Source organism: Amycolatopsis sp. lyj-108, assembly GCF_046549005.1.
Lineage (GTDB): Bacteria > Actinomycetota > Actinomycetes > Mycobacteriales > Pseudonocardiaceae > Amycolatopsis.
This window is the reverse complement of the sequence record NZ_JAJPWQ010000002.1, coordinates 826157-846307: the sequence shown is the minus strand read 5'-3', so window position 1 is coordinate 846307 and position 20151 is coordinate 826157. Positions and strand designations below refer to the sequence as shown.

28 protein-coding genes are annotated in these 20151 nt (G+C 69.2%); 11 read left to right on the top strand and 17 right to left on the bottom strand.

All coding sequences use genetic code 11. The features are described 5' to 3' along the window. Nucleotides 1-66 precede the first annotated feature (66 nt). Nucleotides 67-699, top strand: a complete 633-nt coding sequence (locus tag ACLJO0_RS10455) for a helix-turn-helix transcriptional regulator (RefSeq protein WP_125789036.1) — start codon at nucleotides 67-69, stop codon at nucleotides 697-699. A 4-nt stretch (nucleotides 700-703) separates the two neighbouring features. After that, nucleotides 704-1117: a hypothetical protein gene (locus ACLJO0_RS10450; protein ID WP_410577847.1), complete on the top strand. Its 414-nt coding sequence runs from the start codon at nucleotides 704-706 to the stop codon at nucleotides 1115-1117. On the opposite strand, the gene ACLJO0_RS10445 is transcribed toward ACLJO0_RS10450, so the two are convergent. From ACLJO0_RS10445 to ACLJO0_RS10435, 3 genes are all read right to left on the bottom strand, one after another. Further along, entirely contained in the window at nucleotides 1095-1607 is a 513-nt protein-coding gene (locus ACLJO0_RS10445) for a hypothetical protein (protein WP_410577845.1), read from the bottom strand. The two genes, ACLJO0_RS10450 and ACLJO0_RS10445, sit on opposite strands and share 23 nt — an antisense overlap. 63 nt (nucleotides 1608-1670) lie before the next feature. After that, nucleotides 1671-2954 (bottom strand): ATP-binding protein, encoded by a 1284-nt coding sequence (locus tag ACLJO0_RS10440; RefSeq protein WP_410577843.1) that lies wholly within the window; start codon nucleotides 2952-2954, stop codon nucleotides 1671-1673. 1 nt (nucleotide 2955) lies between these two features. Further along, a complete protein-coding gene (locus tag ACLJO0_RS10435) occupies nucleotides 2956-3660 on the bottom strand; it encodes a response regulator transcription factor (protein ID WP_034304815.1) in 705 nt (234 codons plus the stop codon). A 42-nt stretch (nucleotides 3661-3702) separates the two neighbouring features. On the opposite strand from ACLJO0_RS10435, the gene hisN reads away from it, so the two are divergent. Then, nucleotides 3703-4488, top strand: a complete 786-nt coding sequence (gene hisN / locus ACLJO0_RS10430) for a histidinol-phosphatase (protein ID WP_410577841.1) — start codon at nucleotides 3703-3705, stop codon at nucleotides 4486-4488. Between the two features lie 59 nt (nucleotides 4489-4547). Here the strand turns inward: hisN and ACLJO0_RS10425 are convergent, their stop codons facing one another. The 6 genes from ACLJO0_RS10425 to ACLJO0_RS10400 all read right to left on the bottom strand — a co-directional run bounded on the left by ACLJO0_RS10425 (nucleotide 4548) and on the right by ACLJO0_RS10400 (nucleotide 8730). Continuing rightward, nucleotides 4548-4823, bottom strand: a complete 276-nt coding sequence (locus ACLJO0_RS10425; protein ID WP_125789032.1) for a hypothetical protein — start codon at nucleotides 4821-4823, stop codon at nucleotides 4548-4550. Continuing rightward, entirely contained in the window at nucleotides 4820-5644 is an 825-nt protein-coding gene (locus ACLJO0_RS10420; protein WP_410577839.1) for a TNT domain-containing protein, read from the bottom strand. Before ACLJO0_RS10420 ends, ACLJO0_RS10425 begins: the two co-directional genes overlap by 4 nt. A gap of 68 nt (nucleotides 5645-5712) precedes the next feature. Further along, nucleotides 5713-6294 carry a GNAT family N-acetyltransferase gene (locus ACLJO0_RS10415; RefSeq protein ID WP_410577837.1) on the bottom strand — a complete coding sequence of 194 codons (582 nt, stop codon included), beginning with the start codon at nucleotides 6292-6294 and terminating at the stop codon, nucleotides 5713-5715. Beyond that, entirely contained in the window at nucleotides 6291-7223 is a 933-nt protein-coding gene (locus ACLJO0_RS10410; protein WP_125796526.1) for a hydroxymethylglutaryl-CoA lyase, read from the bottom strand. The genes ACLJO0_RS10415 and ACLJO0_RS10410 overlap by 4 nt, the downstream gene beginning before the upstream one ends. Further along, entirely contained in the window at nucleotides 7223-7807 is a 585-nt protein-coding gene (locus ACLJO0_RS10405) for a PH domain-containing protein (RefSeq protein ID WP_410577835.1), read from the bottom strand. The genes ACLJO0_RS10410 and ACLJO0_RS10405 overlap by 1 nt, the downstream gene beginning before the upstream one ends. Before the next feature lie 98 nt (nucleotides 7808-7905). Then, nucleotides 7906-8730 (bottom strand): biotin--[acetyl-CoA-carboxylase] ligase, encoded by an 825-nt coding sequence (locus tag ACLJO0_RS10400; protein WP_410577833.1) that lies wholly within the window; start codon nucleotides 8728-8730, stop codon nucleotides 7906-7908. 80 nt (nucleotides 8731-8810) lie between these two features. Between ACLJO0_RS10400 and ACLJO0_RS10395 the strand changes: the two genes are divergently transcribed. Beyond that, a complete protein-coding gene (locus ACLJO0_RS10395) occupies nucleotides 8811-9926 on the top strand; it encodes a C40 family peptidase (protein WP_410577831.1) in 1116 nt (371 codons plus the stop codon). 50 nt (nucleotides 9927-9976) lie between these two features. Further along, entirely contained in the window at nucleotides 9977-10468 is a 492-nt protein-coding gene (locus ACLJO0_RS10390; RefSeq protein WP_410577829.1) for a hypothetical protein, read from the top strand. Between the two features lie 59 nt (nucleotides 10469-10527). Here ACLJO0_RS10390 and ACLJO0_RS10385 read toward each other — a convergent pair whose 3' ends face one another. Together ACLJO0_RS10385 and ACLJO0_RS10380 are read right to left on the bottom strand one after the other, a co-directional pair. Next, nucleotides 10528-11085 carry a histidine phosphatase family protein gene (locus ACLJO0_RS10385; RefSeq protein ID WP_410577827.1) on the bottom strand — a complete coding sequence of 186 codons (558 nt, stop codon included), beginning with the start codon at nucleotides 11083-11085 and terminating at the stop codon, nucleotides 10528-10530. Next, the gene (locus tag ACLJO0_RS10380; protein WP_410577825.1) at nucleotides 11082-11912 is read right to left on the bottom strand and encodes an alpha/beta fold hydrolase; all 831 of its coding nucleotides are present in this window, start codon (nucleotides 11910-11912) and stop codon (nucleotides 11082-11084) included. Before ACLJO0_RS10380 ends, ACLJO0_RS10385 begins: the two co-directional genes overlap by 4 nt. Before the next feature lie 27 nt (nucleotides 11913-11939). On the opposite strand from ACLJO0_RS10380, the gene ACLJO0_RS10375 reads away from it, so the two are divergent. The 5 genes from ACLJO0_RS10375 to ACLJO0_RS10355 all read left to right on the top strand — a co-directional run bounded on the left by ACLJO0_RS10375 (nucleotide 11940) and on the right by ACLJO0_RS10355 (nucleotide 14370). Beyond that, nucleotides 11940-12335, top strand: coding sequence for a nitroreductase/quinone reductase family protein (locus ACLJO0_RS10375; RefSeq protein WP_410577823.1), 396 nt, complete (start codon nucleotides 11940-11942; stop codon nucleotides 12333-12335). Nucleotides 12336-12376: 41 nt separating this feature from the next. Continuing rightward, nucleotides 12377-12772, top strand: a complete 396-nt coding sequence (locus tag ACLJO0_RS10370; RefSeq protein ID WP_125789024.1) for a MerR family transcriptional regulator — start codon at nucleotides 12377-12379, stop codon at nucleotides 12770-12772. Then, entirely contained in the window at nucleotides 12773-13117 is a 345-nt protein-coding gene (trxA, locus tag ACLJO0_RS10365) for a thioredoxin (RefSeq protein ID WP_410577820.1), read from the top strand. 142 nt (nucleotides 13118-13259) lie between these two features. After that, entirely contained in the window at nucleotides 13260-13883 is a 624-nt protein-coding gene (locus ACLJO0_RS10360; RefSeq protein WP_410577818.1) for a LysE/ArgO family amino acid transporter, read from the top strand. Nucleotides 13884-13935: 52 nt separating this feature from the next. Next, complete coding sequence (locus tag ACLJO0_RS10355) at nucleotides 13936-14370, top strand: VOC family protein (RefSeq protein ID WP_410577816.1); 435 nt, start codon at nucleotides 13936-13938, stop codon at nucleotides 14368-14370. On the opposite strand, the gene ACLJO0_RS10350 is transcribed toward ACLJO0_RS10355, so the two are convergent. The 5 genes from ACLJO0_RS10350 to ACLJO0_RS10330 form a co-directional block, all read right to left on the bottom strand. Further along, nucleotides 14367-16130 (bottom strand): S9 family peptidase, encoded by a 1764-nt coding sequence (locus ACLJO0_RS10350; RefSeq protein ID WP_410577814.1) that lies wholly within the window; start codon nucleotides 16128-16130, stop codon nucleotides 14367-14369. The genes ACLJO0_RS10355 and ACLJO0_RS10350 overlap by 4 nt on opposite strands. Before the next feature lie 19 nt (nucleotides 16131-16149). Then, nucleotides 16150-16587, bottom strand: coding sequence for an SRPBCC family protein (locus ACLJO0_RS10345; protein ID WP_410577812.1), 438 nt, complete (start codon nucleotides 16585-16587; stop codon nucleotides 16150-16152). Beyond that, nucleotides 16584-16901, bottom strand: coding sequence for an ArsR/SmtB family transcription factor (locus tag ACLJO0_RS10340; protein WP_125789100.1), 318 nt, complete (start codon nucleotides 16899-16901; stop codon nucleotides 16584-16586). The genes ACLJO0_RS10345 and ACLJO0_RS10340 overlap by 4 nt, the downstream gene beginning before the upstream one ends. Before the next feature lie 67 nt (nucleotides 16902-16968). Next, the gene (locus ACLJO0_RS10335) at nucleotides 16969-17667 is read right to left on the bottom strand and encodes a lysoplasmalogenase family protein (RefSeq protein WP_410578225.1); all 699 of its coding nucleotides are present in this window, start codon (nucleotides 17665-17667) and stop codon (nucleotides 16969-16971) included. A 52-nt stretch (nucleotides 17668-17719) separates the two neighbouring features. Next, nucleotides 17720-18730 carry a GlxA family transcriptional regulator gene (locus tag ACLJO0_RS10330; RefSeq protein ID WP_410577810.1) on the bottom strand — a complete coding sequence of 337 codons (1011 nt, stop codon included), beginning with the start codon at nucleotides 18728-18730 and terminating at the stop codon, nucleotides 17720-17722. 43 nt (nucleotides 18731-18773) lie between these two features. Here ACLJO0_RS10330 and ACLJO0_RS10325 point away from each other — a divergent pair, with 43 nt between their 5' ends. Next, nucleotides 18774-19541, top strand: a complete 768-nt coding sequence (locus ACLJO0_RS10325) for an NAD(P)H-dependent oxidoreductase (RefSeq protein WP_410577808.1) — start codon at nucleotides 18774-18776, stop codon at nucleotides 19539-19541. A 3-nt stretch (nucleotides 19542-19544) separates the two neighbouring features. On the opposite strand, the gene ACLJO0_RS10320 is transcribed toward ACLJO0_RS10325, so the two are convergent. Next, nucleotides 19545-20114 (bottom strand): flavodoxin family protein, encoded by a 570-nt coding sequence (locus ACLJO0_RS10320; protein WP_410577806.1) that lies wholly within the window; start codon nucleotides 20112-20114, stop codon nucleotides 19545-19547. Between the last annotated feature and the right edge of the window lie 37 nt (nucleotides 20115-20151).

The window sequence follows — 20151 nt, the reverse complement described above, 5'->3', positions numbered from 1 at the left end:
TCACCCGGCAGGGTGAGCAGGGTGAGGGGTGGGACCCTCGCACCGTTCGAGGGGAATGGGAATCACATGTTCGAACCGAACCGGACGCCCGTGGTCGTCCGCGCCACCGATCCGATTTTGCACAACGGCGTCTGCATGACGCTCCGCTCCCGTGACGATGTCTGGCTGGTGGACGGGGAGACCGCCGACCCGACGATGGTGGCCCTCCTGGTCACCGACCGCCTCGACGAGGCGATGACGCAACTGCTGTCCGCACTGCATCACCAGGGGTTCACCCGCATCGTGCTCGTCGCGGGTGAAGTCGACGACAACGAGATCCTCAGCGCCATCGAGCACGGCGTCTGCGCGGTCGCCCGCCGTTCCGAGGCGGGCGCCGACGTCCTGGTCCGGCTGATCAAGGCGGCCGCGGCCGGGGAAGGCGCGTTGCCGCCCGACCTGCTCGGCAGACTGCTGCACCGGGTCTCGCGGCTGCAACGCCAGGTCCTGCAGCCGCGCGGCCTGCAGTTCGGTGGCATGAGCAGCCGGGAGACCGAGGTGCTCAAACTGGTCGCGTCGGGATTCTCGACGCAGGAGATCGCCGACCAGCTCTGCTACTCGCAGCGCACGGTGAAGAGCATCCTGCACGACGTGACCAACCGGTTCCAGCTCCGGAACCGCTCGCACGCGGTGGCATACGCACTGCGTGAGGGACTGATCTGACCCCGTGATCACCCAGGTCGACGAGGCGTTGTGCCTGCTCATCGCGCCTCATCTGCCGGAGGGGACGGTGGTCCGGCTGGATCCGCCGAAACCTGCCTGGCAGACCGAGACGCGGGTGTCGAGCGTCGATCTGTTCCTCTTCGCCCTGCACGGCGCCGGCCCGGGAACCGGCGCCGTGCGGGCGAAGCGGTGCGAACTGTCCTATTTGGTCACGGCGCGGGCGGACAAGGTCCGGGACGAGCACACCCTGCTCGACCGGTCGCTGCGGGTGCTGCTCGGGACGGAGTTCCTCATGGTCGGCGAGCAGCCGTTGCGGATGGCCCTCGGGGAGACCGATCCGACCGGGCTGTGGGTCAGCCTCGGTCTGCCCGCCAGGGCGGCCTTCGTCGTCACGGTCACGGCGGAGTACCGAGACTGAGCAGCGACGACCGCCGCAAGACCACCCCGCCGATGGACGCCAGCTGCCCGCCGAAGAGTTCGGCCCATTCGGCGGCCGTTGCGGGCGGGCCGCAGTCACCCGCCCTGCTGGCCCACCCCGCACGGACTTCGAGGCGGTAGCCGATCATCCCGGTCAACGTCAGCCCGTTCCGGCTGGCGCCGACCCCGCACATGCCCCGGTAGAGCCGGCTGTCCGGCGGCTGGAACACCGCGCTCTCCTGGATGAACCGGTGCCCCGCCGCTCCGGTGACGGTCGCGACCGGGGTGTCGATCCCGCTGACGAACAGCCCCTTCGACAGCAGGTCCAGCGCTTCGGCCTCCATCCGTTCCACCACGCCGGGCAGTTTGCGGCACGCGTACAGAGCGCCGTCGAAGGACAACCGCACGGAGATCGCCACCTTGCCGATCTCCAGGGTCGCCGCGGCCACCGGACTCACCGGTGGGCGGTACCGGAACGCCGTCGCACGCACCCCCCGACGGTAGGTCGGCGCGCTTCCGCGGCATTGCCCGATCGGGAGATCCTTGGGGAGGTCTTAGCGCGGGACCCGCTCGGCGGGCCAGCGCACTTCGGCCACATCCCCCGGCCGGGGCACCTTCAAGAAGAGACTGAACACCGCCGGCTGCTTGCTCGACAGCTCCAGCCGCCCGCCGTCGGCTTCGATGAGCGCGCGGGCGAGCGCGAGCCCGACGCCGGTCGAGCCGCCGCCGGAGAAGCCTCGTTCGAAGATGTGCGGCGCCAGCTCGTCGGGTACGCCCGAGCCGGTGTCGGCGACCTCGATAACGACGGTGCCCTCGGTGTCGCCACGCCGGGCGGCGAGCGTGACCGTTCCCGCGCCGTGGCGGAGCGCGTTGTCGAGCAGCACGCCGACGACCTCTCGGAGGCGGCCCGGCGTCGCCCTCGCCCTCAGCCCCTCGGTGACCCGGATCCGCAGATGCCTGCCTTCGGCGCGAAGCAGCTGTCGCCATTCTTCGGAGACCTCGGGAAGCACTTCCTGCAGGCTCACCGGCTCCGCGCCGACCTCCCGCGCCGCTCGCGCGGCGGCCAGCAGCTCGTCGAGGGCCTCGGCAAGCCGGTCCGCCTGTTCCTGCGCGGCCTTCGCCTCGTCGACGACGTCCTGATCGGGGTAGACGGTGAGTGGTTCGAGCCGCAGTTGCAACGCGGTCAACCGGCTCCGCAGCTGGTGGGAGACATCGCCGACGAGCTGGCGTTCCCGCTGGACGAGCTGCGCGAGCGCCGAACCGGACGCGTCGAGCGCTTCGGCGACCATGTCGAGCTCGCCGACGCCGTAGCGCTTGGGATCCGGCCGGAAGTCGCCGCCGCCGAGTTTGACCGCGCGATCCGCGACGTGTCTCAGCGGTTTCGCGAGCCTTCGCGCGGTCACCGTCGCGACCACCGTTCCGGTGCCCACCGACAGCACGACAAGCAGCAGTACGAGCAGCGTCACCTGCGTCTGGCGGGTGCGCATCGGCCCGGCGGGCACGGCCAGCTCGACCTCGCCGTGCAACGCGATCGGCGCCCGCTCGGACACCACGTCCGAGCCGGGGTCGGAGCCGTACCGCTTCTCGATCTGCCCCTGTGCGCGGACGGTCAGCAAACCGCCCTGCGGGACGGCGACCCGGACGAGGTCGAGGTTGATCGGCTGGCCGACGGCGATCTCGTTGTCGAGCGTCGCCGCGATCCCGCGGGCCGACGAAGCGAGGTTTTCGCGGTTGAGGTTCTCGACCAGTTGCCAGGCGGTGATCCCCAGCGGGATGCCCAGCACCGCCGCGGTGACCGCGACCGCGAGCAGGATCGCCAGCAGGATGCGACGGCGCATGCTATTCCGCGTTGAAGCGGAAGCCGACGCCGCGGACCGTGGCGATCCGCCGTTCGCCGTCGCCGTTCCCGCCGGGTTTGCCCGCTCGGCCGGCGGCTTCGTCGGCCGCGATCGCGAGCTTCCGCCTGAGCCACGACATGTGCATGTCGAGGGTCTTCGAGGTCTTCGATTCGAGGTCGTTCCACACCTCGGCGAGGATCTCGTCGCGGCTGACCACCTGGCCCGCGCGGCTCATCAGCACCCGGAGCAGCTCGAACTCCTTGTTCGCCAGCTGCACCTCGTGCAGGTCCACGGTGACCATCCGGGCACCGAGATCCATCCGCACTCCCCCGGCTTCGAGCACGTCGGGGGCCCGGCGGCGGAGCAGCGCCCGGATACGGGCCAGCAGTTCGGCGAGCCGGAACGGCTTGGCGACGTAGTCGTCCGCGCCGGCGTCGAGCCCGACCACGAAATCGACCTCGTCGGTGCGCGCGGTGAGCATCAGCACCGGCACCTCGGTGCCGCTGGCGCGCAGGCGGCGGCACACCTCGAGCCCGTCCATACCGGGTAGGCCGAGATCGAGGACCAGCAGATCCACCCGATCGCTCTCGGTCGCGTCGAGAGCGGCGGGACCGTCGCCGACGACACGCACGTCATACCCCTCCCGCTGGAGTGCGCGGGAAAGCGGATCGGCGATGGCCGGGTCGTCCTCGGCGAGTAGCACCATGCTCACCTGGCCAACTCTACGACTGCCGGGCGTGAAAGCATCGTGACCGTGCCTGGCTACGAGAATGATCTGGAACTCGCCACCCGGCTGGCCGACGCCGCCGACGCCATCACCACCGCCCGGTTCCGCGCGCTCGACCTGGCCGTGGAGCGCAAACCCGACCGGACGCCGGTGACCGACGCCGACACCGCGGTCGAAGACGCCATCCGCGCGATCCTCGCCACCGACCGGCCGGAAGACGCGGTGCTCGGCGAGGAACGCGGCGGCACCGCGGCGACCGGCCGCGCCTGGGTGCTCGACCCGATCGACGGGACCAAGAACTTCCTGCGTGGCGTCCCGGTCTGGGCGACGCTGATCGCGCTGGTCGAAGACGGCACCCCCGTGGTGGGGATGATCAGCGCGCCGCTGCTCGGCCGCCGCTGGTGGGCCGCCACCGGCGACGGTGCCTGGATGAGCGATTCCGCCGGTGAGCGCCGCATCTCGGTGTCGAAAGTCGCGTCGCTCGAAGACGCGTATCTGTCCACAACGGACCTGAACTCTTGGGTGGAGTACCACTCACGCGAGAAGTACCTCGACCTCGTCGACGCGTGCTGGGAAAGCCGCGCTTTCGGCGATTTCTGGCATCACTGCCTGGTCGCCGAGGGCGCTCTCGACGTCACCGCGGAATGCATCGTGAACCCGTGGGACGTCGCGGCCGCCCAGGTGCTGGTCACCGAAGCCGGTGGCCGGTTCAGCGACCTCGACGGCGAAGCGCGCTACGACAACGGCTCGGCGCTGTCGACGAACGGCCTGGTCCACGACGAGGTCCTGGCGATCCTGAAGCGCTGAACGCGCGTGGGCCGGGCAGGTCGCGAAAGCCACTTTCGCAACTCCTCAGCCAAGGCGTGTCACTGCGCGCCGGGCAGCAGGCCGACGGCGCCGCGTGCGACCTGAGACCAGGCGAGGCGGCCGAAGAGGTAGTGGCAGGCGACCTGTTCGCTGGTGAAACGCGCCCAGTCGTACCGGTTGCCCTGCTCGCGCCAGAAGACCTCCCAGGCGGGCTCGGCGTCTTCTTCCTCGGTGCGCATGAGGCACCAGGCGTTGTCCGTCTCCGCGCCGACCGAGACCACCTCGGCAGGCACACCCAACGCGGCCAGCCACCGCAGGATCGTCCCCGTGTTCACCGAACCTCCCCCGTGACGTCCGCCAGGTAGCCCAGCGTGACGAGTTCATCGGCGCCCAGCACCGTGCGAAAGCGCACCCCGCCGCCCGGCTGGCCGAACCATTCGGCGGTCACCGATCGCCAGACCGGCAACGGCCGGACGACGCGGTAACGCCGGTACGTGGTGACCAGGTCTGGCGGCAGCGAGCGCATCGGGAACAGGGTCCCGTCCTCGGCGAACACCCGGCCGTGCTGATCCCCGAAGCGGTCGAGATGCGTGCCTGCTTCGAGCATCGTCGGCGTCGCAGGATCGATGCCGCCCTCGGGAAAGAGTTCGGCGGGCGGCCACAGATAACCGTTTTCTCCGGCGAAGCGCGCCGTCCAGTCCTCTTGGGACGTTCCGCCCCACGGGTCGTGTCCCCTGGTCAACGCCGGCGGGGGCGCGACGGCCGGAGTCGTCGGCGATCGCCGGAAGCCGCTGCTGACGTGTGACAACGCGTCCAGATCGTCCAGCACGTCCGCTTCGGGGTGATCCTGCGGGCCGGAACCGCCTTCGGGGAGCGACAACTGGCGCGCGGGTTTCCCCATCGCGACCGGCAGATGCCCGATGGGGAACATGTGCACGAGGAACAGCGCGATCACGCTCTCCCGTTCGGTCCGCAAGGCCCCCATGGGCGGCGGGGCAACGGGCGGAGGCGGGAACGGCACCCGCAACGGCGCCATCGCGGGCGGCCACGGCGAAGGCGCGTACGGAGCGCGCGCCCCGTGCGGTGGTGTCGGGGCGTCGTCGTAGTGGACGGGCAGCCGGATCGGGCCCGTTCCGGCCTCGCTCGGATCGGTCACCGCACCTCCCCCAAGGAATCGAACCCCACCGGTGACGGGGGAGGCAGCGGACAGGACGCGTTACGACCTTAGCGCCGACCGGCGTTCTCGTCGGCGGATACCCGAAAGCGCATCAAGGCCCGCGCGGGCGGGCGACGTTCGACGAGGGCGAATCCCGCCTTCGTGAACGTGCTCACCGTGCCGTGGTACAGATCCGCTCCCGGCCGCTTTTCCCGTACTTCGACCGGGTAGCCCTCGACGACCTGAGCGCCGCGCCCGGCCGCGAAGTCGACCGCGGCCTTCAGCAAAGCGACGGAAACCCCTTGGCGACGGCTCTTCCTGCCGATGTAGAAGCACGTCACCGACCAGACCCCGGTCTGGTCGCCCGCCGACGCCGCGACCGGCGACTTCGCCAGCCGGGGGTTGGCCGGCCGGGGCGAGACGGCGACCCAGCCGACCGGCTCGTCGTCGGCCAAGGCCAGCAGCCCCAACGGTTTCCCGGCGGCGACCTCGCCGCGCACGTATGCCTTGCGGCCGTCCTTGCCCGCCTGTTTGAACTCGGGACCGGTCAGCCGGAAGAAGGCGCACCAGCAGCCGCCCTGCACGCCGCCGGGCCCGAACAACCGCTCGAAAAGCGGCCAGGTCTCGTCCGTGAGTTCGGCGAACCTCATCCGGCCAGCGCGTTGACCACCCGGGACGGGCTCGGCCTGCCCAGCTTCCCGGCCATCCACTTGCTCGTCGCCACCAGCGCGTCGAGGTCGACACCGGTTTCGACGCCGAGACCGTCGAGCATCCACACGAGGTCTTCGGTGGCGAGGTTCCCGGTGGCCGATTCGGCGTACGGGCAGCCACCGAGCCCACCGGCCGAAGAGTCCACAGTGGACACACCGCAGCGCAGGGCGGCCAGCGTGTTCGCGAGTGCCTGGCCGTAGGTGTCGTGGAAATGGACGGCCAGGGTGCCGACGTCGGCGAACTGCCCGATCAGCGCCTCGACCTGGCCCGCGGTGGCGACGCCGATGGTGTCCCCGAGCGAGAGCTGCGAGCAGCCCAGGTCCAGGAGCCGCTTACCCACTCCGGCGACCTGCGAGGCCGGGACGGCGCCCTCCCACGGGTCGCCGAAGCACATCGACACGTAGCCGCGGACGTCGAGACCTTCGGCCCGCGCCCGGGTGACGACCGGCTCGAACATCGCGAACTGGTCGTCCACCGTCGAGTTGAGGTTCTTCTTGGCGAAGGTCTCGGTGGCGCTGGCGAAGATCGCGATATGCGAGACGCCGGCTTCCAATGCCCGGTCCAGCCCGCGCTCGTTCGGGACGAGCACCGGATACCGGACGCCCTCGCGCTTTTCGAGCCCGGCCAGGAGCTGCTCGGCGTCGGCCAGCTGCGGCACCCATTTCGGGCTCACGAAACTGGTCGCCTCGAGCGTGGTCAGCCCGGCACCGGCGAGTTTGTCCAGGAATTCGAGTTTGACCTCGACCGGGACGATCGCCTTCTCGTTCTGGAGGCCGTCACGCGGGCCGACTTCCCAGATCGTCACCCGTTCCGGCAACGCGGCGGCCGACGGGACGCGGTCGGGCAGCCCCAGCTCTCGCGTGCCCATCAACGCCGCCGGTTTCCGCGTGGCGGGGGCCCTTGCGGCGGCAGGGGTTCGGTCTGCTGCGGCGCGCCGGCGGCAGGCGGCGCGAAGTCGTCGTACGGGTTGTCGTTGACTTCGCGGTAGATCACCGTGTGCACGCGCTCGACCTTGGGGATGTCGTCGAACTTCAGCGGTTCGTCCGAAGCGGACTCGATCACCAGCGTGCCGCAGCCGAACACGCGGTCCAGCAGGCCGTGCTCGAACTGGACGCTGTTGATCCGCGACAACGGGATGTCGATCCCGGTCCGCTTGAGCACGCCTTCACGGGCGATCAGCCGATCCGTGGTCACGATGAAATGCGTCGTGCGCCAGCGGACGAACGGAGCGAGGAAGAGCCATACGACGAGACCGAGCCCGACCGCGGCGATCGCGATCTCCGAGATCAGGTCCCACGGGGCCGTCGCGTCCCTCGCGATCACGGCCAGCCAGATGCCCACGCCGAGCGTGACGATCAGCGCGAGGAACGGGAAGATCAGCATCTTGAAATGCGGGTGACTGTGCACCACGACGTGCTCGTTTTCGCTGAGCAAATCGTCCGGATAGGCCACGACGGACGCTCCCAAAAGTATGTTCGGCGCTGGTGAGCTCACCGTACCGGCGAACGGTCCCGGCGGAAGAGGAGACGCCGGAAATCGAGACGCACGGATCAGGCCCCGGCGGGCCGGACGTGCACGACGTCGCCGGCGAACACCGTGTACCGCTCACCACCGGGAACGTCGACCTGGAGCTGGCCGGCGGGATCGATGTCGGCGGCACGGCCGGTCAGCGCCGAGCCGTCGGGCAGCTGGACCTCGACATCCTGGCCGAGCGTGGCGCAGTGCCGCCGGTAGTCCCCGAGCAGACCGGCCTCGGCCAGCGACCCGCCGGCGAGCCGCCAGCGGCGTTCGAGCTCGTCGAAACCGGTGAGCAGCCGCGTGGCGATCTCGGCGCGATCGGTCTCCGTCGCCCCCTGCTCGGCCAGCGAGGTCGCAGGCAGGCCACCGGGCCCGGCCGGGACGTTCTCACCGAGCGGCAGCACGTTCAGGCCGATGCCGAGGACCACGGTGGTCTCGTCACCGGCGGCGGCCTCCGCCAGGATCCCCGCGCATTTCGCGCGCCCGGGACCGGCCAAGACGTCGTTCGGCCACTTGAGGACGGCGTCGACACCCACACTCGCGGCGACCTCCCGGACCGCGAGACCCGCGACCACGGAAAGTGAACCCAAATTGCTGAACGGAACCCCGTCCGGCCGCAGCAGCACACTGACGTAGAGGCCGGATCCCTTCGGCGAGGACCACTGCCTGGCGCGGCGGCCGACGCCGGCCGTCTGCTCCTCGGCGATCAGCACAGTGCGGTCCGCGGCCCCCTTCGCGGCGGCTTCCCGCAGGTCGGCGTTGGTGGACCCGGTGCTCGCCACGACCTGGATCGCGGCGTACCGGCCGGACAGCGCGGCACTCAGACGCCCGGCGTCGAGCGCTCCCGTCTCACTCATTCGTCCAGAATATGAGAGTCCCCCTAACGTGCAAGGCGTTCGCTCGTTACGCAGAGGTGGTCTCCAATAACCTTGACGGCGTGACCGAGCCCGATTCCGCCCCGAGCGCGCCCGAAAACAGCAAGAAGAAGTCGTGGGCGCACGGCGTGGCGATGCGGGGCCTGGTCGCTCTCCCGCTGGTCGCGGGACTCGCGACGGCGGGCTGGCTGCTCGCCGGCGGCAACGATCCGGCACCGGCCGGCGGGAACCAGCCGGTCCCGGTCCCGGCCGCCAAACAGGATCCGGCCACCGTCGGCGGCGGTGCGGGTCCCTCGGTCCTCGAAGTCAGCGCGCCGGTCAAGGCCCAGGAGACACCGAAGGGCGTCCGGCCGCTCGAAGAGTGGGCGGCAAAACTGGCCGGGCCGCTCGACATCCCGGCGAAATCGCTCATCGGCTACGCGAACGGTGAACTGGCGCTGCGCGGCGAGCAGCCGAACTGCCACCTGTCCTGGGTCACCCTGGCCGGGGTCGGCGCGGCGAGCTCGAACCACGGACGCGGCGGCGACAACCCCCTCGGCCTGTCGGCACAGCAGTGGAAGAAGCACGGCGCGTCGATCCCCGGGATCGCGAAACCCGCGCTCACCGACCCCGACTCCGCCTCGGTCGCCGCCGGCCGCGCACTGTGCGCTTCCGGCGCCGACCTCGGTGGCGGCAACGGCTGGTGGAAGGCGATCGCCGGCTACCAGGGCGGCAAGGGCAACGAGGCCGAACTGTTCCGCCAGCGCGTCCTGGGCAACGCGCAGCTGTACGCGACCCTGTCCCTCGACCCGGCGCGATCCGGCAGCCCCGCCGTGAAGGCGACGCGGTTCGCGCTCGGCCAGCTGGGCCTCCCGTACGTGTGGGGCGGCAACGGACCGGACGCCGGCGCGGCGGGCTTCGACTGCTCCGGACTCACCAAGGCGTCCTACGACGAAGCCGGAGTCGCGCTCCCGCGGACCGCGGACAGCCAGTTCCGGGCGCTGCCGCAGGTGCCAGGCGAACCGAAACTCGGCGATCTCGTGTTCTACGGGAACCCGGCGACGCGGATCCATCACGTCGGGCTGTACCTCGGGAACGGCCTGATGATCAACGCGCCCACCCAGGGCCAGGCGATCCAGATCCACACGTACCACTCGAAGGGCGACGACTACACCGGCGCCGGACGGCCCGCGGCCTGAACCGGCCAAACCACCCTCTGGCCCCGGCACCGGCGGTTACCGTGGCGCCCATGCGTTCGATCGAGTTCCGCAGGATCTCCGACGTGCCAAGGCGATCGGCCAAGGGGAGAACGACAGCCGCGCTCGAGCTGCTGATCGATGGCGTCTCCTTCCTGGAACTGGTGCGCCGGGCCGAACTTCCCGACGCGCTCGCGGAACAGCAGGAGCGCGCCGAGGAGTTCGCGCCGGAACCCGCACCCTTGCTCGCCGGGGATTACAGTCCCGTGACCGGTTGTTCCGCCGAGCATCTCCTCGGGGAAGCACCGGATGACCTTCCGCACGGCGTCGAAGACGACGAACACCTGCTGCTGGGGTGCTCGTGCGGCATCGTCGAATGCTGGGCGTTGGTGGTGAAGATCGCGACCGACGCCGAGACGGTGACTTGGTCGGGTCTTCGCAATACGTACCGGGAATGGAATTACGACGCCATCGGTGTGCTGACGTTCTCGCGGCAGCAGTACGAAGGGGCGCTGCACGCCGCCTTCGATGCTGTGGGGTCGTGACTGTTGTGGGGAGGTGTGTGGAAATAGAGACGTTGAGTGTCCCTATTTCCACACACCCGTCACGTTCGGTTATCGCTTGATGGTGCGCCCCGGATTTTGAGCCGGTGAACGGCGGGCATCGGCATGTCCCGGGAGAACGGCCAGTCGATTCCCGGCTCGAGCCCGGCCAGCAGGCGGGACACGAAAGTCCCGTGACTGCCCACCAGTACGACACCGCCGGTGTGCTGCTCCGCGAGCCGCTCGACGGCGGCGATCGCCCGCGCCGTCAGTTGTCGAAGGCTCTCGCCACCCGGACGCGCGAAATCCGGGTCGGCCCAGCTGCGCTCGTAGTGCGCGGCGTAATCCGGTGTCGGTTCCAGGCCCGAGTCCCACTCACGTAACTCCCAGCGGGTGATGACTTCGAGTCCGGCCCTTCTGGCCGCGGGTGCGACCGTGTCGACCGCTCGCCGGTACGGACTCGACACGACCGCCGTCGGGTTCATCGCGACGAGCTCGTGCGCGAGCTGTTCCGACGCCGCCACGCCCGCCTCGGTCAAGGGCCGTTCCGGGTCGTCGGGCTTCCCTGGTGCGGGCGGAACGGACTCGGCGTGCCGGACGACCACGATGTCGCAGCTCATGGGCGCTCGGCCAGCCACTCGAGCGCGGCCTCCCCGTGGCGAAGAACCGAAATGTGCCCCTCCTCGGGAAAAGTGTGCGACTCGGCCGCGGCGCACTGCCGGGCCAGCCACTCGCCGTGCGCGGGCGGCGCGATCCGGTCCGCGGCGCCGTGCAGGAGCAGCACCGGGGCTTTGACGTCGGGCGGCTCGAAGCCCCACTTCGCGACGTACGCGAGATCGTCATCGATCAGTCCGCCGGGGCCGCCCTCGACCGCGGGACCGACGACATCGAGGAACCATTTCCAGTCACCGGCAAGGGCCGCGTGATCCGAGGGGGTGAACATCTCGGCGTCGTATTCGGCCGACGCCTCGTAGTCCTCCTTGGCCTTCCGTCCCGCCAAGGCGGCCGTCAGAGCGCCCACTCCTGCTGGACCCATGCCGGCGAAGTAGTCCAGCCCGTCGGCGTCGTACGGGGCCATGCTCGCGACGGCGACCATCGCCGAGACCCGTTCCGGCAGCAGAGCGGCGCAGGCGAACGCGTGCGGTCCACCACCGGAATGCCCGAAGACCGCGAACCGCTCGATCCCCAGTGCGTCGGCGACCTTCTCGACGTCCGACGCCGCTGACGCGACGTCTCGGCCGGGCCGCGGCGACGAGCCGCCGTAACCGGGCCGGTCGTAGGAGACCCACCTCAGCCCGAGCCGCGCGGCGGCCGGGAACAGCGGGGCAGGCGGGGCGCCGATGTTCGGGGTGCCGTGGTGCCAGAAGACCACCGGACCGGCGCCACCCGTGTCGTACGTGTGCAGGGTGGTCCCGTCCCCCAGGTCCACGTCGGACTCGTTCACCATGGGCCGAGCGTAGGGCACCCTGGAGCCATGTCCCGCTATCACGAGATCAAGCACCGGGTGGCCACGACCTTCCAGCGCCACGTCGGCAACCCGATCCTCGTCCGCCTGCCGAACCAGCCGGTCCTGGAGACCACCGGCCGCAAGTCCGGGGTGCCCCGGCAGACGCCGATCGGGGGCCGCCGGGTGGGCCGCGAGTTCTGGATCGTCTCCGAGTTCGGCGAGAAATCACAGTACGTCCGCAACATCCAGGCCGACCCGCGCGTCCGCGTCCGGCTCAAGGGCCGGTGGCACCCCGGCACGGCGCACCTGCTCCCCGGCGACGACCCTCGCGTCCGTCTGAAGGCCCTGCCGAGGCTCAACAGCGCCGCCGTGCGGGCGATCGGCACGGACCTCCTCACCATCCGGGTCGATCTCGACGACTGAACGTTTGCCTTGACGCCAAGGGCAAGGTTTACGCTCGGACCATGCGGATCGGCGAGCTCGCCGCGCGCACCGGAACCACCACGCGCGCGCTGCGTTTCTATGAGTCACAAGGGCTTCTCGACGCACGGCGCGCGTCGAACGGCTACCGGGAGTACGACGAGGACGACTACCGCCTGGTGCACGAGATCCTGACCCTGCAAGCGGTCGGGCTCAGTCTCGAGGACACCAGGCCGTTCGTCGAGTGCTTGCGCGCCGGGCACGAGACCGGCGACTCGTGCGCCGATTCGATCGAGGTCTACCAACGCAAACTCGCCGAGGTGGACGCCTGTCTTGCCAGGCTCAACGACGTGCGGGACAGCCTGCTGACGAAACTGGCGGGCGCGTTGAAAACGCCGCCGGGACCGTGCGTCGTCGTGCCGCGAACCGAGGAGGCCTGAATGTCCCTTTCCGTCGTCACCGACGAAACCTTCCAAGAACTCGTCCTCGACCAGGACAAGCCCGTCCTGGTGGACTTCTGGGCGCAATGGTGCCCGCCCTGCCACATGATCGCGCCGGTGCTCGCGGAGATCGCCGAGGAGCGCGCCGGCGCGCTGCTCATCCGCAAGCTCAACTCCGACGAGAACCCGCTCACGGCGAGGAACTATCAGGTCATGTCCTTGCCGACGCTGATCCTCTTCCGCGATGGGAGTCCGGTGTGGACGACCGTCGGCGCCCGGCCGAAGGCGAAGTTGCTTGCCGATCTGGACGCCGTTCTGGAGCTTCACGAGACCGGCGCACGTTAATTGTGTTGCGCGCGGGACCGTCCGTTCGCATCCTTCACCACATGACATCGACCCGCACCTTCCTGTCCCCGTCCTCCGTCCTCCGACGGACGCGGGTGCAGCAGCAGGCCGGGTCCTGGCGGAGGCCGACACCAGTCCTGCCGTGAGCGCCGCGCTCGTCGCGGGCCTGCTCGCCGGGTATGGCATCGCCATCCCGGTGGGCGCGGTCGCGACCTATCTGGTGGTACTGACCGCACGGGCAGGGCTCAAGATCGGCGCGTACGCCGCCTTGGGAGTCGCCACGGCCGACGGGCTGTACGCCCTGATCGCGGTCTTCGGCGGCGGCAGCCTGATCCCGATCATCGAGCCGATCGCCGAACCGTTGCGCTGGGTTTCGGTGGCGGTGCTGCTCGGGCTGGCCGTCCACATCGGACTCACCGGGATCCGGAACTTCCGCGCCTCCGCCAAAGCCGAGGTGACCCAGCCGGTCGCGATCGGCCCGGCGAAGGCATACGTGAGCCTGCTCGGGATCACGCTGCTGAACCCGACGACGGTCGTCTACTTCGCGGCGCTCGTACTCGGCAGCGAGGACATGGCCGCGGCGAGCGGGGCGGAGCACGTGGTCTTCGTGCTCGCCGCGTTCACCGCTTCGGCCAGCTGGCAACTGTTCCTCGCGGGCGGCGGCGCCGTACTCGGCAAGGCGTTGACCGGACGCCGTGGACGGCTGGTGACCGCGCTGGCGTCCAGTGCGCTCATCACCGTGCTCGGCCTCCGCCTCCTCTGGTGATGGCCGGCAATCCAGGACCGTAGTTGTCCGCATCGGTTGCGAGGCTGTGCCCATGACCGAAACCACGGAACGCCTCGCCTCCCTCCACTCCTACCTCGCCTACCACGATGCACCGAAGGCGCTTCGCTGGCTCGAACGCGCCTTCGGCTTCGAGACCACCATGGAGTTCGCCGATGACAAAGGGTTGATCCAGCACGCGGAACTGCGGCTCGGCGGCGTCGGGATCATCGTGTTCAGCGCGGAAGAGGACTACGACCGCCCGGCCCGCAAGGGCGAAACGGTCGGCCACGGCCTCTACGTGAGCCTTCCGACGCAAGAGGCCGTGGACGCCGTTTTCGCTACCGCCGTCGAAGCCGGCGCGAATCCGGTCTGGAAGCCGGAGAACACCGAATGGGGCAACTACCGCTGCCGCGTCGACGATCTCGAAGGCTACGAATGGACTTTCGGCACGCACATCCCCGGAGAACCGCAGACCGACTGGAGCTAAAGCAACCGCGCGAACCACTCGCGAGACCGGCGGAGCAGATCCAGCTGGTGATCACGTCCGCGGAGCGAATGCCCTTCGCCGGGATACACGACGAGGTCGTGTTCGACGCCGAAGTGGCGTAGCGCGCGGTGGAAGAATTCCGCCTGGGACAAGGGGACATTCGTGTCTTCCGCACCGTGCACGATCAGCACGGGGGTCTCGATCTTCGACGCGAAGGAGATCGGGCTGAGCTGATCGTGCCGGTGCGGGCCCGTCCCTTCCCAGCCGATACTCCCGCTGTGCGCGGATTCCACCAGCGGACCGAGTTCACCGGTCGCGGCGAGCATTCCCCAGTCACAGATCCCGGCGACCATCAGCGCCGCCTTGAACCGGCTGGTCTGCCCGACGGCCCAGGCCGTCATGTATCCGCCGTGACTCCCGCCCACGATCCCGAGCCGCTCCGGATCGGCCACTCCTTCGGCGACGAGGAGATCGATCCCGGTCTCGATATCGCTCCATTCCTCCAGTCCTACCCGTCCCGCGACGGAAGCGGCGAATTCATGCCCATGGCCTTGTCCCCCACGGGGATTCGGCAGGAAGACGGCGTGCCCTGCCAGGGCCAGCCACTGCGCGGACGGGAACCAGCCGAGCATGAAGCGATCCGCGAACCGGTCGTACGGTCCGCCGTGAACCCACGTGACCAGCGAGAAAGGCCCGTCGGCGCGAGTCTTTCCCGGCGGCAGGACGAGCAGGCCGTCCAACGCGAGGCCGTCGGACGCCTGGTAGGACAACCGTTCCTGGGAGCCCCACGAGATCCCGGCGAACTCCGGCGCCGTGTCGCTGACTCGCGTCAACGCACCGCCCACCGGTCCACAATGGACATCTTTCGGCCGGTGCGCGGCACTCAGGACGGTGACCACGATCTCGCCGTTCGAGGCCAGCGCGTCGGCTTGCCCGCGCCAAAATGACACCTCGCCGCCGCCGAGCCGATGGAGGGCCGTGTCGAGCCCGTCGGCGACGAGCACCAGAGGAGCACCGGAATCGACCTGCGCGAGTGTGAGCGGGCAGGTCGATTCCTCGGTCAGGTTCCGATGTTCCCCGGTTTCCACGGAAACATCGAAGACCGCCCGGCCACCCACCAGTTCCGGTGTCCCGAGGTACGCGATGTGCCAGCCGCCCTCGTCACGCCACCAAACAGGGCTGGAGGCTTCGAAAGCGACCTGGCCGAGATCACGCCGCTCACCGGTTTCCAGGTCCAGCAAGGAAAGCCGGGGTTCGAGCCCGCCGGGGTCGACTTCCGGCGTCGGCCAGGTGACGACGGCGAGCGCCTTGTCGTCCTGGCGGCAGGCGACGTCGACGACGTGGTCTTCGATCAGTGTCGTGATCTCGCCGGTTCGAGGATCGAAGCTCCGCAGCCGCGCCGGGCGAAGACTCTCACTCCAGACCCAGACGGCCGGAGCGGGCGTCTCGTCTTCGGCGATGAACACGATCCGGTCTGGCAGCGGAAGGAATCCGGTGATCTCACTCCCCCAGGCGAACAGCTCCTCGTCGCCCGAACAGACACGGCCGTCCCGGAGGAAATAGAGGGCATCCGCGGACCACCGGGGCGAGGACCCTTCGGCCAGCTTCCGCGGCTTTTCGCTGCCGTCCACAGCGGCGAGCCAGATCTCGGGGACGCCTTTCGTGATGGTCGATACCTGGTAGGCCACCCATTTCCCGTCGGGGGAAAGCGCGGGTTCCGACGGGAAATGGCTGTCGACGATCAGCTCAGCGGTCAGCATGTCCCCATCCTGCCGGAAATCATCGCGACAGTGTTTTGCCCAGTTTGTCGAGCCAGTCGCCCGTTCCCTGTTCCCGCCAGCTCGGTTCTTCGTGTCCGTCAAGGAAGGCGCCCTGCTCGATCAGCGTCAGCCGGGTTCCGTCCGCCTCGGCTTCGAGCAGCACCGTCGTGACCGACACGGTCGCCAGAACGTCGTTCGCGGAGAGTGTGCCCGCGTAGACGATCCGCTCGTTCTCGGCGATGTCCTCGTAGCGCGCTTCGAAGACCATCCGCTTCCCGTCATCGGAAGGACCGGTGGTGACCTCCTGGCCGCCGACACGGAAGTCCAAGGAATGCCCGCCGCCCGGCACGGTGAACCAGTCCGCTTTCGCGGCGGGATCGGACCAGGCGGCGAAAACGCGCTCCGGCGACACCGGATAGACGCGTTCGAGGGTGAAAGTGGCGTGTTTGACGGTCATGACCGTTTCCCTTCATCGGAGTTCAGAAAGCCACCAAGGCGATCGAGCCGGTGTTCCCAGCCGGTGCGCTGCCCGCCGAGCCAGTCCTCGGCCATCCGCAGGCCGTCCGGCTCGAGGTGGCAGGTGCGGACGCGACCCGCCTTTTCCGACCGGACCAGTCCGCAGGCTTCGAGCACCTGGAGGTGCTGCATCACGGCGGGCAACGACATCGACAACGGCTGCGCGAGTTCCCCCACCGAGGCAGGCCCCCGGGTGAGGCGCTCGATCATTTCGCGGCGCGTCCCGTCTGACAGCGCCTTGAACACCTGATCCATCTGTTGGTTAGGCACATGCTTAACTATCCACCCACGCCGAGCGATAGTCAAGTACCTGCTTAACTTTCTACTTCTCCGCGGTCATGCCTTCGACGAGCAGCCACTGGGAGGCGAGGTACGAAGTCAGCACGAAGGTTTCGAGATTGGCCCGCACCCGCTCACTGGTGACGAAGTTGCGGCGGATCAGGATCGCCAGGTCCGACGCGGAGAACAACAGCGCGCCGGCGGCGATCCAGGTCCGGCGGTCACCCGACGGGACCACCATCCCGCCCGACACACGAGCCTTCGGCGCCAAGGCCGGGTCGGCCGCGAGGGTCGACGTCGTGCTCAGCAGGCCTCCGTAGACCGAAAGCACCGAAGACACCGGAGACGGCTTCGGGAGCGTCATCGCGACGGCGGCCGCAGCCCACGCCCCGAGCCGGGGCGTCGCGGTCGCGGCACGCGGACGTGCGCCGCGGCGCCACAGGAACGCGGAATACAGCACCTGCATCACGCCGAACGACGTCGCGCCCTTGATCAGCTCACGGTCCTCGTGCGACCGGCCCATGAAGTGGTCGCCCGCGCCTGCCGCGACCAAGGCGGCGACGAGCAGCCCCTTCTCCCCTGATGTAAGCGTTTGTGCCCGGGCGACGCGAGCCGCGAGCACGGGGACCGCGGCCGGTTTCGTCACCAGTTGCAACCGCCGGTTACCCGTCCTGGCGGAGTACACCGTGCCGATCGCGGCGGCGCCGAACAGGACTCGCTCGGCGAACTTGAGGGCTTTCACTGGCAACCTCCAGAACTTATTTCCGGGTAAATTACCAGTTGGTCAGCTGTTTCTAGACGGCTTCACGGAAGGTGTTCCGGTACGCGCTCGGCGAGACACCCAACGCGGCCTGGAGATGCTGCCGCAGCGACGCGGCCGTGCCGAACCCGGCCTCGGCAGCGACCTTGTCCACCGGGAGATCGGTCTCTTCGAGCAGCTGGCGGGCCCGTTCGATCCGTTGCTGGGTCAGCCACTGCAGCGCCGAAATCCCGACTTCGTCGCGGAACCGCCGCGTGAACGTCCTCGTGCTCATCGCCTCTTTCGCCGCCAGCTCGCGCAGCGTCAACGGCCGGTCGAGGTTCTCCAGCGCCCACGCCCGCGCCGCCGCCGTCGACGAGGACTGCGGCTCCGGCACCGGACGCCGGATGAACTGCGCCTGCCCGCCCTCGCGATGCGGCGAGACGACCGTGCCGCGCGCGACCTCGTTCGCGACCGCGGCCCCGTGATCGCATCGGATCATGTGCAGGCAGAGGTCGATCCCGGACGCGACACCCGCCGCGGTCAGGACGTTCCCTTCGTCGGTGTAGAGCACGTTGGGGTCGAGGTCGACCTTCGGGAACTTCGCCTGGAAGTCCAGCGCCGAACGCCAGTGCGTGGTCGCCTTCCGGCCGTCGAGCAGTCCGGCGGCGGCGAGCACGAAGGCACCCGTGCAGATCGACGCGATCCTCGCCTCCGGCCGGATCAGCTCCAGCGCCCGCGCGAGCGGCTCGGTGAGGTCGTGCCCCGAGGGTTCGTATTCGGTGGACGAGGCCGGGATGACGACGGTGTCGGCCTCGTCCAGCACTTCCGGGCCGAGCGGGACCGAGATGGTGACGTCGGCGTCGGTCCGGATCTGGCCTGGTTCCGGCGTGCAGGTGACGACCTCGTAGAGCGGCTCGCCATCGGCCGATTTGGCCGTGCCGAAGAGCCGGATGACGATGCCCAACTCCATCACCAGCATTCCGTGCCGGACCAGCACGGCGACCCGATGACGGCCGGGATGCTCGAAAAAGCCCATGGCCTGATTCTTGCACATGTTGGCCATCGGGCCACTCGCGTCGGCCGCCGGACCACGCGACGGTGGACACATGAACGTGTTGTGGATCTTCGCCCATCCGGAACCCCGTTCCCTCGGCGGCTCGCTGCGCGACGAAGGCGTGCGCACCCTTCGCGCGCAGGGCGCCGACGTCCGGGAATCCGACCTGTACGCGATGAAGTGGAAGGCCGTCGTCGACGCCGACGACTTCGGCCGGGCCGCTTCCTCGGATCGGCTCGTCGTCGGCTCGACGTCGAAGAACGCCTTCGAAACCGGCGAACTCACCGAGGACATCCGCGCCGAGCACGAGAAACTGGCGTGGGCCGACGCCGTCGTCATCCAGTTCCCGCTGTGGTGGTACGGGATGCCCGCGATCCTCAAGGGCTGGTTCGACCGCGTTTTCGTCAAGGGTTTCGCTTACGGCGTGCAACGCCCCGACGGCCGGACGTCGCGCTATGGCGAAGGGGTGCTGGCCGGCAAACGCGCCATGGTCCTGCTGACCGCGGGCGCGCCGGAAGCCACCATCGGACCGCGCGGCGTGAACGGCGAGATCAACGACGTGTTGTTCCCGCTGCAGCACGGAACCCTTTGGTACGCCGGGATGTCCGTCCTCCCTCCGCTCACGGTCTGCGGCGCCGACCGGGTTTCGCCCGAGCAGTACGACGTCGCCGCCGAAGCACTGCGGGGCAGGCTGCGCACCCTGTCCACCAGCGACCCGATCCCGTTCCGCTCCCAGAACGGCGGCGACTACGACGAGCACCTCGTCCTGCGCGACGACCTCGCTCCCGGCCGGGGCGGCATCGGCGTCCACACGTCCTGAAGCTCAGGCGCGCACGAGATCCGCCCCGGCGAAGAAGGTCTCGGCCGCTTTGAGCGCGCCCTCGTCCAGCAGGACGTCGCCAGGGCGGCTCCCGTTGCCGGTCAACTGCCCACCCCAGTGCATTCCGAGATATACGGCGGTCTTGCGCAGGGTCCCGATCAAGGGTTCCGCCTGTTCCGGCTGCTCGGCGAGCGCGCTCACCCCCCACAAGGTCTTACCGCGCATCTGCTCCTTGAAGCGGAGTTCCGGCTGGTCCAGCCAGCCCGCCCAATGGTCGAAGTACAGCTTCACCGACGCCGACACGCTGTACCAATAGACCGGCGACGCGATCACCAGATCCGTGGCGGCCATGGTCGCGTCGAACAGCGCTCGCTCGTTCCCGGCGGGCGCGACGAAGTCCTCGCCATCGTGTTTCCGGTCGACGAACGGCGCCAACGGCAGCTCGGCCGTCCGGATCCATCGCTGCTTCACAGCGCGAGGAAGCTCCTTCGCCGCCCGCCTCGCCAGGATCTCCGTATTGCCGCCCGCGCGGGCGCTCCCGAGCAGGAACAGGAAGCTTCGATCCTCGGTCATCGCGATCCCCTCCGAAGTGATTTCAAAGTACATGTAT

Coding starts and splice junctions, on each gene's coding strand:
- ACLJO0_RS10380 (WP_410577825.1), bottom strand. CDS start 11,912: ATGGTGAACGAGTCCGACGTGGACCTGGGGGACGGGACCACCCTGCAC.
- ACLJO0_RS10350 (WP_410577814.1), bottom strand. CDS start 16,130: ATGCTGACCGCTGAGCTGATCGTCGACAGCCATTTCCCGTCGGAACCC.
- ACLJO0_RS10320 (WP_410577806.1), bottom strand. CDS start 20,114: ATGACCGAGGATCGAAGCTTCCTGTTCCTGCTCGGGAGCGCCCGCGCG.
- ACLJO0_RS10385 (WP_410577827.1), bottom strand. CDS start 11,085: ATGAGCTGCGACATCGTGGTCGTCCGGCACGCCGAGTCCGTTCCGCCC.
- ACLJO0_RS10345 (WP_410577812.1), bottom strand. CDS start 16,587: ATGACCGTCAAACACGCCACTTTCACCCTCGAACGCGTCTATCCGGTG.
- ACLJO0_RS10355 (WP_410577816.1), top strand. CDS start 13,936: ATGACCGAAACCACGGAACGCCTCGCCTCCCTCCACTCCTACCTCGCC.
- ACLJO0_RS10390 (WP_410577829.1), top strand. CDS start 9,977: ATGCGTTCGATCGAGTTCCGCAGGATCTCCGACGTGCCAAGGCGATCG.
- trxA (WP_410577820.1), top strand. CDS start 12,773: ATGTCCCTTTCCGTCGTCACCGACGAAACCTTCCAAGAACTCGTCCTC.
- ACLJO0_RS10440 (WP_410577843.1), bottom strand. CDS start 2,954: ATGCGCCGTCGCATCCTGCTGGCGATCCTGCTCGCGGTCGCGGTCACC.
- ACLJO0_RS10415 (WP_410577837.1), bottom strand. CDS start 6,294: ATGAGGTTCGCCGAACTCACGGACGAGACCTGGCCGCTTTTCGAGCGG.
- ACLJO0_RS10375 (WP_410577823.1), top strand. CDS start 11,940: ATGTCCCGCTATCACGAGATCAAGCACCGGGTGGCCACGACCTTCCAG.
- ACLJO0_RS10435 (WP_034304815.1), bottom strand. CDS start 3,660: ATGGTGCTACTCGCCGAGGACGACCCGGCCATCGCCGATCCGCTTTCC.
- ACLJO0_RS10340 (WP_125789100.1), bottom strand. CDS start 16,901: ATGGATCAGGTGTTCAAGGCGCTGTCAGACGGGACGCGCCGCGAAATG.
- ACLJO0_RS10410 (WP_125796526.1), bottom strand. CDS start 7,223: ATGGGCACGCGAGAGCTGGGGCTGCCCGACCGCGTCCCGTCGGCCGCC.
- ACLJO0_RS10400 (WP_410577833.1), bottom strand. CDS start 8,730: ATGAGTGAGACGGGAGCGCTCGACGCCGGGCGTCTGAGTGCCGCGCTG.
- ACLJO0_RS10325 (WP_410577808.1), top strand. CDS start 18,774: ATGAACGTGTTGTGGATCTTCGCCCATCCGGAACCCCGTTCCCTCGGC.
- ACLJO0_RS10370 (WP_125789024.1), top strand. CDS start 12,377: ATGCGGATCGGCGAGCTCGCCGCGCGCACCGGAACCACCACGCGCGCG.
- ACLJO0_RS10455 (WP_125789036.1), top strand. CDS start 67: ATGTTCGAACCGAACCGGACGCCCGTGGTCGTCCGCGCCACCGATCCG.
- ACLJO0_RS10330 (WP_410577810.1), bottom strand. CDS start 18,730: ATGGCCAACATGTGCAAGAATCAGGCCATGGGCTTTTTCGAGCATCCC.